This window comes from Acidobacteriota bacterium (genome assembly GCA_016196035.1).
Classification (GTDB): domain Bacteria; phylum Acidobacteriota; class Blastocatellia; order RBC074; family RBC074; genus JACPYM01.
Window position 1 is genome coordinate 62,484 of sequence record JACPYM010000104.1, and the last position, 15,902, is coordinate 78,385.

Below are 15,902 nucleotides of genomic sequence, written 5' to 3' on the forward strand. Positions count from 1 at the left end.
GTCACGGGCCAAGGCAAAGCCGGAAAAGCCGGAAGAACGCGCGAGCTTCTTCCGGCTTTTCCGTTTTCATCGCTTTCTTCCTCTGGCAGAGTTCAATGCCTGAACTCTGCCAGAGGAAGTTGTGGAACCGTGCGGCTTATTTACTGCTTATTGATAGTAAAGCCTCCCCTTGATGTGACAATCACCGCCATTGGCGTCATTTTCGCGGCAGCCAAAGGAAAGGCGGGTCAGCCCATTGATGCCGCTGACCGCAGCCTGACCGCTGTGTATGCTGGTGTCGCCGAGCGTACAGCTTCCCTCCGACACATTATCCGAAGCGCGCAGCACCTTGACGAAGTTGGCGGAGACACCGCCCAGGTCAGTCGCAGAGACCGTGCCGAACTCCAGGTTGCAGGCGGCCTTGGCCCCGATGATCGTCTTACCCACCGGGCTGAAAGCCGTTCTCTGGCAGCCGGCGTTGCTGTTGTTTGCCTGACACTCGAAATCAACAGAGCCTACCGGACGGCAGGTGGAATCGCTTGTTTGGGTGAGCACGCCGTCGTGACAGGTATAGCGGTAGCCGGTGCAGAGCGGTTCGCCGTTGGCATTACTGAAGAGGTTGATGAATTCCCCGTCCCGGATGAAGTCCTTCTGATAGCCGTTGCTGATATAGCAACCAGCCTTGCGCTCAATCTCCGCCGTAACAGTCTCGTTGTAGTTGATGTAGTTGGGCGTATTGATCTCGGGATGGCCGACCCGAATCATGCCCTGCCTGACGCCGATCACCATGCCGGTGATCGGGTGGCGCAAGATCACGTCGCTGACCGGCAGCTTGTAAATCTGGTTCTGCATCACGACGTTGAACTGCGCATTGTCGAAGAAGTTGTCGGGGCAGGTGTACGTCTTAGTGCTTTTGCCGTTGCGCGAGGCCACGAAGATCGCGGGGTTATCACCATCATACTTGTCATAGTAGAAGACGTTGTTGACGATGGTGTTGTGGCTGGGCGTCCCACGGCGGGCCACACCCATTTCGCCACAGTTGCGATAGAGGTAGATACCGCCGTTTTCGAGGGAGGAGAAGAAGTTGTTGACGATGGTGTTATAGCTGGAGCCGTCAATGGCCATCACTTCACGCTTCGGACGATCCTCCTGAGTATTGGCCTCGATGCGGTTGTTGCGGAAGGTGTTGTGATAAGACAAGTCGTCCAGATAAATATTCGGGCCGTCGGAGCTGCCATTGATCTTGGAGTTGAGCAGTTGGAAATAGCTGACGCCTGTGAAGAGATAGAGGGGAACGCATTGCGGTGAATGGTTATCGCACCTCACCCCGGTGATGGTCACATTGTCGAAGACAATGTTGCGCGGCGCGTTGTTGCGGGCGAGCGTCACAAAATCGTCCCTAGTTGTCTCTACGCCCTCAATGCCTAAGAGGCCCACGGAGCCGCTGATCTTGCAGTTGCGGAGCCTGATGTTCTCCGGGTGTTCCCAGTGCAAGCCGGTTGCATCCAACCGCTTAGAGATGATTTCCACCATATTCCGCGCATCGGCTGGTTTATAGTTGGGCTGGCCGCTGCCACCATCAATGGTTGCGCCGTTGCCCTCCACCGTCACGCCGGACGCCCGCGCGCCCTCGAAGATAAGGCGTTTGGTGATGACATCGCTGCTGCGCAGCGTCAGGGAACAGTCAATGAATACAAAAGCAGGCTCGAAAGAGCCATCGTGCCGTAACGCGCCGGCCCGGGCGCGCACCTCAGCGATCTTTTCCTCGCTGCACGGCGGCTTGGGGGCTATCTGTACCTCTGGCAGTGTCGCCGGATCTACGCCAATACTCCCAAGCGTAGACGCTGAAGTTGTTTGGCTGGTGCTGCGCACATTGGCCGGCCCTGGCGGCGGAACGTCGAGCGAACGAACCACTACAATGCTGTTTTGATCGAACGCGATGACATCGTGCTTTCCATCACCGTCAACGTCGCCGACCAAACGCGGGTAAAAATCAGTCAAGACATCGGGGGCCGCATTCCACGGGAACCCGCTCTCGGCAACCAGATCACGCAGCACGCCCCGCACAGGCGTGAACCCAGTCGGGCCGCCCAGCGCGCGGTAAACCGCATCGTCGCCAAAGCCCACAATGTCTTGATAACCGTCGCCGTTAAGGTCGGTCACGAAGCGCGGATGCGCGCCGACTTGCCAACCCTGGTTGCAGCCAAAGCCGGCCAGCACGAACTGCGCCGCCGCAAAACCGCCGTCGCCCGCCGAAGGCGCAATCCACACGCCGTCATTGCCGAAGGCCACAATGTCCTGCCTGCCGTCGCCGTTGATGTCCGCCAGCAAACGAGGATGGCGCTCCACACGCCAGCCACCCGCGACATAGCCAAAGTCCGCCAGCACGAGTTGCGCCGGGCCGAAGCCGTTGCCTGTCGAGAGCGCCGTCCACACGCCGTCGTTGCCAAAGCCGATGATGTCCTGACGGCCATCGCCGTTCAGGTCGGCGGTCGTGCGAACGTGCAGCGCCGGCGTCCAGCCTTGGTTGAAGCCGAACGCGGACAGCGCGAGAACCGGCGCGTTGAAATAACCGCCGGGCGTAGCCAGTGACAGCCACACGCCGTCATCGCCGAAACCGACGATGTCTTTGCATCCATCGCCATTCACGTCGGCCAGCAACCGGACGTGGCGGTCAACACGCCAACCCTGGTTGTAGCCGAAGCCCGCGCTGACGAAGGTCGCCGGCCCAAAACCTGAGGCGGTCGAGAGTGCGCGGTAAACGCCCGCGTCGCCGAAACCGACAATGTCTTCCAGCTTGTCGCCGTTGATGTCGCCCAGCGCACGCACATGCTTCGCCGTGCGCCAGCCGCTCAGGTAGCCGAAATCCGCCAGCACAAAGGCCGGGCTGAAGCTCTGCCCGGTGGACGTGGCGAGCCACACGCCGTCTCTGCCAAAGCCCACCATGTCCTGGCGTTTATCGCCATTGACGTCGGCCAGCATGCGCGGGTGCTCAGAGTCCCACCCTTGCCCGGTGGTGAGTTCCCGCGCCCACGTTTGGGGCGCGGAAAAGGACTGCTCCGGCGCCGTTGCGCCAACCAATTGGCCCTGCACGGGAGGAATCGTGGGCAGGGCGCGTTGTGCCGTGACGGTCGTTTGCGGCAGGCAGAGCCACGTTGCGCCCAACAGCAGCGTGGCCGGCAGCAGCCAATTGATAGGGTTGATCCTTCGGCTTGTTTTCCAGATTTTCATCTTCGTACCCTCGTTCGTCATTTGTCATGCGCTTTGTGGAAGCGCGTTGCTACTCCGCCAAGCAGTATGGTGAAAGACACGGCGGCTGGCTGTTACAATGATCACAACAACAGCCCGTCGAGGCCGTTCCCTATTCCGCTACAAATGAATTCCTGGTACGCACGCTGCACCGCGCACAGGCCTAGTGTGTGACGGATCGCTGACTAAGGGCGCTCTTTCAGCAGCGGCGCAGCTTGAACATGGTTACGCAAATGGAGGCGAAAGGCTTCGGCAATTGCACCAACATCGGTTCGTGCGCAGCGGCCTGCCCGAAAGGCATCACACTGGACAACATCGCGCGGATGAATCGGGAGTATTGGCGGGCGTTGTTTAAGAGCAAGCTGGCCTGAGTCGCGCCCAATCTTGCCAAGTAGAAATTCAACGAAAAGCCCTGAAAGGGCGAAATTCAATAGCCGGGGCAAGCGGAGCGTCGCCCCCAGTGACACCGCGAAAAAGCGTCACGCCCTGAAAGGGCGAGATTCAATAGCCGGGGGCAAGCGGAGCGCCACCCCCGGTGACACCGCGAAAAAGCGTCACGCCCTGAAAGGGCGAAATTCAATAGCCGGGGGCAAGCGGAGCGTCGCCCCCGGTATCAGCCGGAAAGATTCAAGCCCTGAAGGGGCGTAATTGCACGTTGGATTGCGCCCTTTCAGGGCTTGATGTTTTTGGGTGACTTCTCCCGTGGGCGTTGCCCACGGCTATTGGATTACGCCCTTTCAGGGCTTTCAGAACCGTCTGCGCTTCACATGCTACTGGCCTCCACCAATTTAATCTCGTCGGCCGTCAAGCCATACAGCTCGTAAACCAGCCGGTCAATCTGCCCATCGGTCGCCGTAGCTGGCGTTGCAACTACGTCTGTTCGTGCGCCGTCTTGGCGGCGGCGAGTTGGCGGTGGAGTTGGAGCAGCTATTCGACCAGCAGTGACTATTCATCAGTCAGGCGAAAGGAATTACGAGGGAAGAAGATTTACTCTCACCGCCGGGGCGTTGTTTGCAGCGACATTGACCACGCGTTTATCAAACGTGAGAAATTCAGCCGGGCCGCTCTGGGCCAAGTCTTCCGCCAAGGCAAGGTAGAAGGCGTCAGCGGAATGCAAACAACTATAGCCGCTGCGAATCTCTTCATTGCGCAGGATGAAACGAATGTCGCCTTGTGGTGAAGGCATGATGGCAGACATATAGTCGTTGAAATCTTCGACCGCTTTCCGGTGTTTGGCGGCGTCTATCTCGCCGCTTTGCAGCTTGCGGCAGCGGATGAACAGCACTTCGGTCAGAATCGCGCCGGGCGCATAGAAAGCCCAGTTTCTGGCGGTGTAATCAGCCAGAGCGGCTTTGGCCGTGGGTTCACCCGGCTCTTTGGCGCAAATGGCGACGAGAATGTTGGCGTCAATGACGACGGCGCCCGCGCTAGTCGCCGGTGTCGGTTGGCTCATATCCCCACATCGCTCCCGCTCTGGCTTCTCGAATCAGCTTGAGGGTTTCTTCCGTCGAACCTGTCACCGGAACATCTTTCATCCGTTCCGCGCTGCGTTGCAGCACGGCGAACATTGCTTCATTGCGCGGTTGCGGTGGTTGTGGGGCAACCGCTAACTCCTGCGGCTGCGCATTCAACCCCAAGGCTTGGCGTAAGTAATCGTTGACCGACAAGCCGCGCGATGTGGCTTGGCCAATGATGGCATTCACAATCTCAGGTGCAATTCGTTCATTGAGTGTTGCGTTCATACCTTTGCAAAATACCTCGAACCTTTTCTCCAGGCAACTTGGGAGTTTGCTGGCGAAAGAGTCTGCTGCAAAAACGCCCGTGACTGCGGAATCATCAGCGTCGCCCGTTCGTCAGTCCAGCTAAACCGGATTCGACGAGCCAAGTGACAAGCTGCGCGGGCGTCACGACTGCGTTTGGCACGACGAGTTGCGCGTCCAAGCCGTTGAGTTGTTCCCAGGTCTACGGCTAGCCGCTGGCGCGCAGTCGAAAATGACAGATTCGTATAGCGATGACAACATTTGCACGGAAAACGCTTTCCCAACTACTGGCGCAACATTGAGGGAAAAACCTGGAAGAGCGGAGAGGATGGCAACATTTCACCTGTACTGTTGCCATCGTCGCCAGTGTTTTGACATGTGATTGAAAGGGAGACTGCTGGGTAACGGTTTGCCGCTCAGCCGCAAGCGGCGCGCGAGTTACTTTGCAATGAGGGGAAACCGATACGCACCACTCGTTGGTCTGTAGCGGCCTGTTGGGCGGCTGTTACTCGTATGCTGAGGTCTCCTAGCCTGCTAACGCACCCATTCCGGCCCGCCGCTACAGTCCGGACACGGCGCTGTATGTTCAGATGGTCCTCCCTCGTTGGTCCCGCCCCAATTGTGCCAATATTTTACTGAGCCCGAACCACTGCATAAAAAGCAGAATCCGCATCTAGTACAAGTGCTATTACTTCTGTCGTGCTCAGTCACGCCGCACACGCGACAGGTGCACACATCGAAGTCATGGTTCGAGTATCTCTTAAGTTTGCAGTGCCTGCATTGGCAGAAACTCCAGTCGTGCGGTTCGCGTCGGCTGTCACACCTCCGACAGCGGCAGCTATCCCATTCGTGTTCTGCATCCCGGCGTGCGGGACATCGGCTGCAACCACACGCCGTCCATTTGTGACCGAGAAGACATCTGATGTTGCGCATATGCTTTTGTCCACCCTACATGAGTTTTACTGCGTTTTGAATGTCTAATAGTAGCCACTGGTGTCCAATACTAGACACCAGTGGCTACTACTATTAGACACCAATGTTTGATGCACTCTCTTTCACCAGTATTCAGCGCAGTCGGCAGTTCATCAGCCTGGCGTTTTTCCACGGCAGTCAGGTCGAGCGCCACAAATCCCGCCGCGCCAGCCAAACCATCAACAATCGGTTGCAGATAGTCGTGGCCTTTACGCAAGCCGATTTCAAGCTCCTGAATGACGGCGGGCGGCAGATGAAGCACGCCGGTCTCGGCAACCGCAAAGAGCAAGTCGCAGCGCCCGAGGCGCGCAAAGGTCGAGAGAATGTTGGTATCGGCGACGATCATGCGGATTGACCGAAGAAGGCGGCGAGGTCTTGATCCATCGTTTCGGCGGAATCGTCTTCGATCACAATGGGGATGCGGCGTTCGCGCAATACTTCCTCGAATTGCCAACGATCAAGCCCGGCCATTTCCGCCGCGCGCCCCAACGAAACTTCATCTTTTTGAAAGAGGTCGAGCGCCAGTTCCAACCGTAAGGGGCGGTTGTTGAGCAGCAGGTTGCGCACCGCATCGGAAATTACTGCTTCGCGGTTGCGGTAAAGTCCGAGTTGCACCAGCGCCGCGATCTCGCGGTCAGCAAAGGTTACATCCATCATTTTCTTTCTCCTTCTTTTTTCCCTTTATGGAGTCAGCATGCCAATCAGCAAGCACAGACTGAAAATAACACGTGCCCGCCGAACTTCCAATCTTGCTTCGCATTGCGAAATGCTGTTTGATTGCCCCGACAACTTCTCACGCCGTCGTTACCAAAAAAGGAGAGTTCATCTATGACAAACATTCGCAAGCTCACTGTGCGCGCCCTGGCGGCGCTTGGCATCGCTATCGCGCTCATCGCGGGCCTACAACCATTGATGCTGGCGCAGCGGCAATACGACGCCAGTCTTTATGGCGGCTTGCACTGGCGGCTGATCGGCCCGTTTCGCGGGGGCCGTGTGAACGCGGTGAGCGGCGTGCCGGGCCAGCCCAATACGTTTTATTTCGGCTCGGTCGGCGGCGGGGTGTGGAAGTCGAACAACTCGGGCCGGACGTGGACGCCGATCTTTGACGGGCAGCCGATTGCCTCGATTGGCGCGCTTGGCGTGGCGCCGTCCAGCCCCAACGTCGTTTACGTCGGCACGGGCGAAGCCGACATGCGTTCGCAGATTTCCTACGGCAATGGGATGTACAAGTCCACCGACGCCGGGAAGACTTGGACACACATCGGTCTGGACAACACGCGGCAGATTGGGCGGGTGCTGGTGGATCCCAAAAATCCCAACGTCGTCTTTGTCGCCGCGCTCGGCCACGTCTATGGCCCCAATCCTGAGCGCGGCGTCTATCGTTCGCGCGATGGCGGGGCGACTTGGCAGCGGGTGTTGTTCAAAAACGAGAACGTCGGCGCGATTGATCTCGCCTTCGATCCGCAGGACTCGCAGGTGGTTTACGCGAGCTTGTGGAATACGCGCCGTCCGCCGTGGAGCATTTATCCGCCGTCGTATGGGCCGGGCAGCGGCCTTTTCAAATCCACCGATGGCGGCACGACGTGGCAGCCGCTGGTGACGGGGCTGCCGAGCGAAAAGGTCGGGCGCATCGGCATCGCGGTTGCGCCTACGAATCGCAATCGCGTTTACGCCATCGTGGATGCGAAGGAGGGCGGGCTTTACGTTTCGGATGATGCGGGCGCGACGTGGACGAAGGCGTCGGGCGACAATCGCGTGTGGGGGCGCGGCTGGTATTTCTGCAAGGTCGTCGTTGATCCCAAAAATGCCGATGTCGTGTATGTGTCGAACACGTCGCTCTATCGCTCGACCAATGCGGGCAAGACGTGGACGGCGATCAAGGGCGCGCCGGGCGGCGACGATTATCATCAGCTTTGGATTTATCCCGACGACCCGCAGCGCATGATTCTGGCGAGCGATCAGGGCGCGGTCGTCAGCGAAGACGGCGCGGCGACGTGGTCGTCTTGGTACAACCAGCCCACGGCGCAGCTTTATCACGTGGCGGCAGATTACCGCTTTCCCTATTGGGTGTCGGGCGCGCAGCAGGACAGCGGCGCGGTCACGGTCGTCACGCGCAGCGGCCACGCGGAAATCTCTACGCGCGATTGGAAGCCGGTGGGCGCGGGCGGCGAATCGGATTACACCGCGCCCGATCCGCTGCATCCCGAAATCCTGTTTGGCGGCAGGGTCACGCGCTGGAACGTGATCACAGGCGAAATCAAAGATGTCTCGCCGGAGCGCGCGCTGACCGTGCCCGCACGGCATACGTGGACGGTGCCGCTGGTGTTTTCGCTGGCCGATCCGCACGCGCTTTACTTCAGCAATCAATTCCTGTTCAAGACGATGAATGGCGGCGAGACGTGGGCGACGATCAGCCCCGACCTGTCGCGCGAAGACCCCGGCGTGCCCGCGAATCTGGATGAAGCCACGGCTGCCGATGCGCCCGAAGGCAAGCGGCGCGGCGTCATTTACACCATCGCGCCTTCGCCGTTGCGCGCGGCGACCCTTTGGGTCGGCACTGATGACGGCCTCATTCACTTGACCAAAGATGACGGGAAGACCTGGCAGAACGTGACGCCGCCGGAGCTGACGGCGTGGAGCAAGGTGGTGATGCTGGAGGCGTCGCACTTCGATGTGAACGAGGCTTACGCCGCGATTGATCGCCATCGGTTGACGGACAACGAGCCTTACATTTATCGCACCCGCGATGGCGGCAAGAGTTGGCAGAAGATTACGCAGGGCTTGCCTGCGGGCGTTTATCTCCAAACGATCAAGGAAGACACGCAGCGGCGGGGGTTGCTGTTTGCCGGCACTGAGTTGGGCGTGTTCGTTTCGTTCAATGACGGCGAGCAGTGGCAATCGCTCCAACTCAATTTGCCGCCGTGTTCGATGCGCGACTTGGCGGTTCACGAAGATGATTTGATCGTGGCGACGCACGGGCGCGGCTTCTGGGTGCTCGACGACATCACGGCGTTGCGGCAAATAAATGACGAAGTCACGCGCGCCGATGCCTATCTGTTCCGTCCGGCGGATGCGCTCAACTTGCCGCCGCACAGCGAGTACGGCACGCCGCAGCCGCGCGATGAACCGTTGGCTGAAAATCCTCCGACGGGCGCAATGCTAGATTACTACTTGAAGTCTGCCGCGACGGGGCCGGTGACGTTGGAGGTACTCGATGCGGCGGGCGAAGTCGTGCGGCGCTATTCGAGCGAAGACCGCGCGCCAGCGGTGAATCCCGACACGCTCAATGTGCCTGCATTCTGGCTGCGCCCGGTTGCGTCGTTGTCAACGGCGGCGGGCATGCATCGCTGGGTGTGGGACTTGCAGCCTACGCCAACGAATACTGGCGGCAGACGTGGTGGTGGTGGCGGTGTATTTGGCCGTGCTCCGGTGACCGTGCCGCTGGGAACGTATACGGTGAAGCTGACGGTGAATGGCAAGAGTTACAGCCAGCCGTTGCGCGTGAAGCCTGATCCGCGCGCGAAGTAAAAGAGCCAACCCTGGGTACGCAGCGCGGTTTTGCACAAGTCGCCCCGTCTGCACAAGTCGGGAGTAGTCTGCACAAATCGGTTTGAGCCTAGTTAAGACAGCAATGTGCCCTCCCAAGAATGGTTAGAGTCTGGGTAAATGTCATGGCCCGTATTTCGTGATCTTGAGTAGTATCTCAGTTTGAATTTCTGAGCGCAGTCCGTCGGGCACGTCGCGCGATTAAGCCGGAACGTAGGTCAACCGAATCAAGTCATCGGCGATTAAATCGCTGGCCACCAGGTGGAGCGGCGGCCGGGGGCCGGCGAAGAATGGCTTGCCACCACCAAGCACCACGGGGCGGAGGTAGAGCCGATACTCATCGATAAGACCGGCCTCGGTCAGGCTTTGCGCCAGGACTGGTCCGCCAACTTCAATCTCGCCAGCCAGCTCAGCCTTCAGCCTGCGTATCACCTTCTCGAAATCATCCGCGACAAGCGTGGCGTTGGGGCCAACTGACTTGAGGGAACGCGACACGACCCACTTCGGCTGGCTCCGCCACGCCACCGCGAAGTCGCGATCCTCCGCGTCCCAATCAGGAAGATCTTCGTCCCAATAACGCATGATCTCGTACATGCGGCTACCGTAGATGACGCCCGTCAGGCCACGCACGTGCTCGATGAAGTGACGGAAGGACGCGGGCGCAGGCGGCCCAAGCTTCAGGTGGTCGACGTAGCCATCAAGGGACTGGCTCAATCCATAGACAAGTTTTGCCATGCTACAGATCTCCCTTCCACTTTCTTCAATCCGGCCCCTTATTGGCGAGTACTTCCGCTTCAGCTTCCGGCCTTTGCTATCTTATGGGTTGCCGGTTTCCGTTTTCGACCTTGTTATTGTTCCTGCTGTTCATCGTCAGGCATGGCTGAGTTTAGCAGAATGATTGCGAGATGAGAAATTGAGATTGGCGAGTAATCTGCACAAGTGGGATTCAGGCTGCACAAGTCGCTTGCTGTTTTATAGGCGACTTGTGCAAAGCCACGCAGCACTTCCAGCGTGCAGACCTAGCGTGAGACCGATGAAGGCCGGAGGAAAACCCTCCGGCATCTGCGCGTCTGATGCCAAGCCTGCACGCTGGAAGCGGTGCGTACCCAGGGTTCATTTAATCGCAATCCGCACCGCATTCGCCGCCTTGCCATCCACACGCAAAAGCACTTCGACTTCCCCACGGCCAACCAATGCACGCGGGAGGCGCAAATTGGTTTGATCGAGGCCCGCCAGATCGCCTTGCGCGCCCGCGAAACCGACCTCGGCATTCGCGCCGCCAATCGTCGCGGTCACCGCGCTCAAGGCGCTGCGTTTGCGGAAGCCCGTGCCAAAGAGCACCAGGAAAACCTGCTCGGTCTCTGGCCCCAGATCAAGCGCCAGCGGCACTTGTTGGCCAGTGGGGCCAGTGCTGGCGATGGCTTCAAAGCTTTGCGAACCGTCGCCGCGCACGCGCACCAGATACCCCGCCGGCACGCCTTGGCCGTTGGCATTCGCTGTGAATAAGCCGGGCGCGACGGTGGTGATGATGATATTGGTGGCTGAGAGACGATTGTCTGCGCCGCTGATGATCACCGTGGCCGGGCCGTTCGCTGTGCCCGTGGGCACTAGATAGTTGACCTGGCTTGGCCCGACAAAAAACAGCGGGGCCAGACGTTCGACGCCCGCGCTGTCGCGCACGCGCACGGTCGTGTCCCGCAAGGTCGTCGGCAACGGCTGCGTCGCCGCTGAGGCATTGCCAGTAGCGAGGTTGCTGCCAAAGGCCGACACGACCATTTCAGCGGCGAACTCGGTGCCGCTGAAACTGGCGGCGGAAACGTTGGCGAGCGGCAAGGCGACAGCAAAATTCAACGCGGCGGATGTGCCGCCCCCCGGCGCGGGATTGAACACGGTAATCGGCACTGCGCCCGCATTGACCAGGTCGGCGGCGGGGATGGCGGCGCGCAATTGCGTCGCGCTGACGAAGGTCGTCGCGCGCTCTGCGCCGTTCCAGCGCACCGTTGAAGCGCTGATGAAATTGCTGCCGTTGACAGTCAAATCAAACGCCGCGCTCCCGGCGAGCGCAAAGGCCGGGTTCAACGCCGTCAGCGTGGGCGCGGGATTCGGCGCTTGGGTAACGGTGAACGTCAGCGCGTTGGATGTGCCACCGCCACCGCCAGCCGAGGCGGGATTGAAGACTGTGACCGTGGCCGTGCCCGCGCTGGCAATCTCGCTGGCCGGAATTTGCGCGCTCAGTTGCGTCTGGCTCACAAAGGTTGTCGCCCGCTCTGCGCCGTTCCAACGCACGACGGAATTGCTCAGAAAGCTGTTGCCATTGACCGTCAGCGTGAAGGCCGCGCCACCGGCAGTTGCCTGGTTCGGATTCAAACTGACCAGCGCTGGCACGGGGTTAGGGGCTGGCGTGATGGTGAAGGTGAGCGCGTTGGACGTGCCGCCGCCGCCATTCGCCGAGGCCGGGTTGAACACCGTGATTTGCGCGGTGCCCACACTGGCGACATCGCTGGCGGGAATTTGCGCGCTGAGTTGCGTGGCGCTGATGAACAGCGTCGGACGGTTCGCGCCGTTCCAACGCACGCTCGCGCCGCTGACGAAACTCGTGCCATTGACCGCCAGTGTTACGCCTGGGCCGCCCGCATTGAGCGTGTTCGGATTCAAGCTGGTTAGTGTGGGCACCGGGTTGGGCAATTGATTGATTGTAAAACTCAGCGCGTTTGAAGTGCCGCCGCCGGGTGCGGGCGTAAATACGGTGACTGTTGCCGTGCCGGGGCTGGCAATGTCTGCCGCCGCGATTTGCGCGGTCAGTTGCGTCGCGCTGATAAACGCCGTCACGCGGTCTGCGCCATTCCAACGCACGGCCGAGTTGCTGACGAAATTCGCGCCGTTCACCGTGAGCGCGAAGGCCGCGCCGCCCGCGTTGGCATTGGCCGGATTCAAACTGGTCAGCGTCGGCACAGGGTTCGGCGCATTCACGACAAAGTTTGCGCCACCCGATGAACCGCCGCCGGGCGCGGGATTAAACACCGTCACGCGAATGACGCTGGGACTCGCCAAATCAGCCGCTGTGATTTGCGCGGTCAACTGCGTGCTGCTGACAAAGGCCGTCGCACGATTCTCGCCATTCCAACGCACTGCCGAACCGTTGACGAAGTTGGTCCCGTTGACGATCAACGTCAGCGCCGCACTGCCCGCGAGAGCCGTCGTGGGCGCAATCGTCGCCAGCGCCGGAATGGGATTATTGATCGTGAAGCTCAACGCGTTGGAACTGCCGCCGCCGCCGCTGACATTGGCCGGATTGAACACCGTCACGTTGGCCGTGCCGCCCGTGGCGGCATCGCTGGCGGGAATCGCCGCCGTTAATTGCGTCGCGCTGACAAAGGTCGTCGCGCGCTCCGCGCCGTTCCAACGCACTACCGCGCCGCTTACGAAATTGGAGCCGCTCACCGTCAACGTGAAAGCCGGAGCGCCCACGCCGATTTGATTGGGTTGCAATTGGGTCAGCGTCGGCACCGGGTTGGGCGGCGGATTGATCGTCAACGTCAACGCATTTGACACCCCCCCACCGCCGCTGACGTTGGCCGGATTGAAGACCGTGATTTGCGCCGTGCCGATGTTGACGATGTCTGTGGCCGGGATCGCGGCTGTCAGTTGCGTCGCGCTCACAAAAGTCGTCACGCGGTCTGCGCCGTTCCAACGCACAGCCGCGCCGCTCACGAAATTCGTGCCGCTCACCGTCAGCGTGAACCCCGCGCCGCCGGCAATCACCGTGTTCGGATTCAGGCTGGCCAAGGCGGGGGTGGGGTTCGGCACGGGGTTGATCGTGAACGTTAGCCCGTTCGACACGCCGCCACCGGGCGCGGGATTGAAGACCGTCACCGTCGCTGTGCCGACATTGGCAACATCATTTGCGGCAAGCGCCGCGCGCAGTTGCGTCGCGCTAACAAAAGTCGTCGCGCGCTCTGTGCCGTTCCAACGCACCACCGCGCCATTGACGAAATTCGCGCCATTGACCGTCAGCGTCAACGCGCCACTGCCCGCAATCGCACTGATCGGATTCAAATTCGCCAGTGTGGGCGCGGGGTTGGGCGGCTGGCCGATGGAAAAGCCAACCGCGTTTGAGAGTCCGCCGCCCCCGCCCGCCGAGGCCGGATTGAAGACGGTCACATTGGCCGTGCCGATGCTGGCGATGTCTGTGGCGGGAATCGCCGCGCGCAGTTGCGTCGCGCTGACAAAGGTCGTCGCGCGCTCCGCCCCGTTCCAACGCACGACCGACGAGTTGATGAAATTGCTGCCGTTCGCCGTCAGCGTGAACGCCCCGCTGCCCGCATTCGCCGTGTTCGGGTCTATGCCGCCGATGACGGGCACGGGGTTGGGCGGCGGATTGATCGTAAAGGTCAACGCATTCGACGCGCCGCCGCCGCCGCTGACATTGGCCGGATTGAAGACCGTGACCGCCGCCGTGCCCTGGCTGGCGAGGTCGCTGGCGGTGATTTGCGCGGTTAGTTGCGTGGCGCTGTTGAACGTCGTCGCGCGCTCAGAACCGTTCCAACGGACGATGGCACCGTTGACGAAGTTGGTTCCCGTAACCACAAGGATGAACGCCGCGCCGCCTGCATTCGCCACTGACGGATTCAAGTTGGTGAGCGTGGGCACAGGCGTCGGTGGCGGATTGATCGTAAAGGTCAGCGCATTCGACACGCCGCCGCCGCCGCTGGCCGAGGGCGGATTGAAAACCGTCACCGAAGCGTTGCCGACATTGACGATGTCTGCGGCAGGGATGGTCGCGGTCAGTTGCGTCGCACTGGCAAAGCTGGTCGTGCGGTCATTGCCATTCCAACGCACCGCCGCGCCGTTGACGAAATTGCTGCCATTGACCGTCAGCATAAACGTCGCGCCGCCCGCGATGGCAAGGTTCGGATTCAAGCTGGCCAACACCGGCACAGGATTGGGCGCGGGATTGATGGTGAAGGTCACCGCATTCGACGGCCCGCCGCCGCCGCCGGACGAAAGCGGATTGAAGACGATGATCGTGGCCGTGCCCGCGCTGGCAATGTCGCTGGCCGGAATCGCCACCGTGACTTGCGTGCTGCTGATGAGCGTCGTCACGCGATCCGCCCCATTCCAGCGCACGACCGCGCCGGTCACAAAGTTGGTGCCGGTCAGCGTCAACGTGAATGCGCCGCTGCCCGCTTGGGCCGAACCCGGATTCAAGCTGGTAATCGCGGGCACGGGGTTGGGCGGTTGCGTAATCGTGAAGGTCAACCCATTCGACAACCCGCCGCCCGGCGCGGGATTGAACACCGTGATGACCGCCGAACCGGGCGCGGCCAAATCCGCCGCCGTCACATCAATCGTCAGTCGCGTCGGATTGATAAACGCCGTCAGCCGATCCACGCCGTTCCAGCGCACGGTGGATTGATTCAAAAAACCCGTGCCATTCAACGCCAACGAAAACGCCCCGCTGCCCGCCGCGCGTGAGGCTGGTTCCAAACTGCCCAACACCGGCAGCGGATTCATTTGCACCGCATTGATCGTAAAAACAGCGGCGTTCGACGTGCCGCCGCCCGGCGCAGGATTGAACACCGTCACTTGCGCCGTGCCCGCATTGGCTACGTCAGCGGCGGTAATTGTGGCATTCACCCGCGTGTCGCTGACAAAGGCCGTCGGGCGGTCGCTGCCATTCCAACGCACCACCGCGCCGTTGACGAAATTCGTCCCATTCACGCCCAGCGTGAACGCCCCGCCACCCGCATCCCGATTGGCCGGTTCGAGCGTGGTGATTGTGGGCACGGGATTGGTCTGGGCAAAGGTGATCGTGCCCGCCGTGTAATTGCTGGTGAGGCTGTTGCCATTGGCATCCGACACATCGCGCACCGTCGGATTGTCTACGAAACTGATTGGCGTCGTGCCCGTCGCATTGCCCGCCACGCTAAACGTCACGGTGAACACCTGCCGCACACCCGCCGCAAATTTCTGATCAGTGGGCAAAGCCAAGGTAATGCCTACGCGCCCGCTGCCCGCAAAAACCGGGTTGATAAAAAACGAAGCGCCCGCGCCCACGCCGCTGCCCAACGCGCCGGATTGATAGGTCAGCAACGCCGGATTGAAATTGAGCGTGAAGCCGATGGCATTCTCATCGCCTTGCGAAACCAGTTCGATGGACGCAGTGAGGTTCTGGCCCGCCAGTGCGGTGGCATTGGCCACACGCACTTCGCGGGTGTTTTGCGCAGCGGCGTTGGATGGCAGGTTGCTGACGAACAAGGCAGCCAGCAAGGCGAAACCGATCAATAATAGTTGGGCGGGCAAACGTAGCTTCCAGTTCTGACGCACAGTCACAACTCCTTTCGTGAAGAACACCTGGTTGCGGAGGGGAAAAAATGAAGTATTGAAACCAATTAA

8 protein-coding genes and 1 pseudogene are annotated in these 15,902 nt (G+C 60.5%); 2 read left to right on the forward strand and 7 right to left on the reverse strand.

Going from position 1 to position 15,902, the window contains the following annotated elements; all coding sequences use genetic code 11:
• Nucleotides 1-147: 147 nt before the first annotated feature.
• Nucleotides 148-3,231, reverse strand: a complete 3,084-nt coding sequence (locus HY011_29545; GenBank protein ID MBI3427094.1) for a VCBS repeat-containing protein — start codon at nt 3,229-3,231, stop codon at nt 148-150.
• Nucleotides 3,232-3,443: 212 nt separating this feature from the next.
• Between HY011_29545 and HY011_29550 the strand changes: the two are divergent.
• Nucleotides 3,444-3,599, forward strand: a pseudogene (locus HY011_29550) (succinate dehydrogenase/fumarate reductase iron-sulfur subunit).
• Between the two features lie 599 nt (nt 3,600-4,198).
• Here the strand turns inward: HY011_29550 and HY011_29555 are convergent.
• From HY011_29555 to HY011_29570, 4 genes are all read right to left on the reverse strand, one after another.
• On the reverse strand, nt 4,199-4,681 hold the full coding sequence (locus tag HY011_29555) for a type II toxin-antitoxin system VapC family toxin (protein MBI3427095.1): 483 nt from the start codon (nt 4,679-4,681) through the stop codon (nt 4,199-4,201).
• The gene (locus tag HY011_29560) at nt 4,656-4,970 is read right to left on the reverse strand and encodes a hypothetical protein (protein ID MBI3427096.1); all 315 of its coding nucleotides are present in this window, start codon (nt 4,968-4,970) and stop codon (nt 4,656-4,658) included. The genes HY011_29555 and HY011_29560 overlap by 26 nt, the downstream gene beginning before the upstream one ends.
• A gap of 1,021 nt (nt 4,971-5,991) precedes the next feature.
• Nucleotides 5,992-6,306, reverse strand: coding sequence for a hypothetical protein (locus HY011_29565; GenBank protein ID MBI3427097.1), 315 nt, complete (start codon nt 6,304-6,306; stop codon nt 5,992-5,994).
• Nucleotides 6,303-6,617: a UPF0175 family protein gene (locus HY011_29570; protein MBI3427098.1), complete on the reverse strand. Its 315-nt coding sequence runs from the start codon at nt 6,615-6,617 to the stop codon at nt 6,303-6,305. Before HY011_29570 ends, HY011_29565 begins: the two co-directional genes overlap by 4 nt.
• A 255-nt stretch (nt 6,618-6,872) precedes the next feature.
• Between HY011_29570 and HY011_29575 the strand changes: the two genes are divergently transcribed.
• Entirely contained in the window at nt 6,873-9,488 is a 2,616-nt protein-coding gene (locus HY011_29575) for a glycoside hydrolase (protein ID MBI3427099.1), read from the forward strand.
• A gap of 219 nt (nt 9,489-9,707) precedes the next feature.
• On the opposite strand, the gene HY011_29580 is transcribed toward HY011_29575, so the two are convergent.
• Nucleotides 9,708-10,241 (reverse strand): dihydrofolate reductase family protein, encoded by a 534-nt coding sequence (locus tag HY011_29580; GenBank protein ID MBI3427100.1) that lies wholly within the window; start codon nt 10,239-10,241, stop codon nt 9,708-9,710.
• Nucleotides 10,242-10,619: 378 nt separating this feature from the next.
• A complete protein-coding gene (locus HY011_29585; protein ID MBI3427101.1) occupies nt 10,620-15,833 on the reverse strand; it encodes a hypothetical protein in 5,214 nt (1,737 codons plus the stop codon).
• Nucleotides 15,834-15,902 lie beyond the last annotated feature (69 nt).

Excerpts from the sequence above, each read along its gene's own strand:
- HY011_29545 (MBI3427094.1), bottom strand. The coding sequence starts at position 3,231 with ATGACGAACGAGGGTACGAAGATGAAAATCTGGAAAACAAGCCGAAGG.
- HY011_29555 (MBI3427095.1), bottom strand. The coding sequence starts at position 4,681 with ATGAGCCAACCGACACCGGCGACTAGCGCGGGCGCCGTCGTCATTGAC.
- HY011_29560 (MBI3427096.1), bottom strand. The coding sequence starts at position 4,970 with ATGAACGCAACACTCAATGAACGAATTGCACCTGAGATTGTGAATGCC.
- HY011_29565 (MBI3427097.1), bottom strand. The coding sequence starts at position 6,306 with ATGATCGTCGCCGATACCAACATTCTCTCGACCTTTGCGCGCCTCGGG.
- HY011_29570 (MBI3427098.1), bottom strand. The coding sequence starts at position 6,617 with ATGATGGATGTAACCTTTGCTGACCGCGAGATCGCGGCGCTGGTGCAA.
- HY011_29575 (MBI3427099.1), top strand. The coding sequence starts at position 6,873 with ATGCTGGCGCAGCGGCAATACGACGCCAGTCTTTATGGCGGCTTGCAC.
- HY011_29580 (MBI3427100.1), bottom strand. The coding sequence starts at position 10,241 with ATGGCAAAACTTGTCTATGGATTGAGCCAGTCCCTTGATGGCTACGTC.